This window comes from Limnobacter humi (assembly GCF_024518835.1).
Classification (GTDB): Bacteria; Pseudomonadota; Gammaproteobacteria; order Burkholderiales; family Burkholderiaceae_B; genus Limnobacter; species Limnobacter humi.
Genome location: NZ_JANIGO010000014.1, coordinates 1 through 733 on the forward strand (window position 1 = coordinate 1; position 733 = coordinate 733).

The 733-nt window shown below is 59.6% G+C and carries 1 protein-coding gene; it reads right to left on the bottom strand.

Annotated features, from left to right (window positions below; translation table 11 throughout):
- The coding region (locus tag NQT62_RS15325; RefSeq protein ID WP_256765621.1) for a class II glutamine amidotransferase at positions 1-578 on the bottom strand (578 nt) is incomplete at its 3' end.
- Positions 579-733 lie beyond the last annotated feature (155 nt).

The following is a 733-nucleotide window of genomic DNA, read 5'->3' on the forward strand; positions in this document are numbered from 1 at the left end:
GTCCCGTCGGAAAATGCCGCGGTCAGCCGGATGAAGGGCGGCACGCCGGCGCGCTCCGCCTCGGCGGTGATGACATTGACCGTTTCAACGAGAGACTGCGCCGGGTCCTTGTCCAGGCCGTGCTGCAGCATCAGCAAGAAAATCAGCTCCGAATCCGTCGATCCCAGCTTCTGCACATAGAGCGCATCGTCGAGCTTGGCTTCCAGCCCGCGCCGCAGCCGGTCGAAATGGCCGATCTGTCCGTTGTGCATGAAACTCCATTGGCCCGAGACGAACGGATGGCAATTGGTCCGGCTGGTCGAGCCGCCGGTGGAGGCGCGCACATGGGCGAGAAACAGGTGCGACCGGATCTGCCGCGACAGGCTCTTCAGGTTCTGGTCGGACCAGGCAGGGAGAATATCGCGGTAAAGGCCAGGTTCCGGCCGCTCGCCATACCAGGCAACGCCGAAACCATCGCCATTGGTGCGGGTCTTGGCCTCGTGCGCATCATGGCTCTGGGCGATCAGTGAATGGCAGGGCGAAGCAATGACATCTTCGAGATAAAGCTGAGGTCCGAGATAGGCTGCCCATCGACACATGATTCACCCGATTCACTCTTGATACGACTGACAATAGCGCGTCGCGCGGCGCTTGGGAATCGTCAGGTTCAGCCACTGCTAGAAAGAGATTGTGTGTAAACAATGATCCGGACAAATCTTGTGAGTTGACCAATCCGGCGGACTGGTGAAAAAGG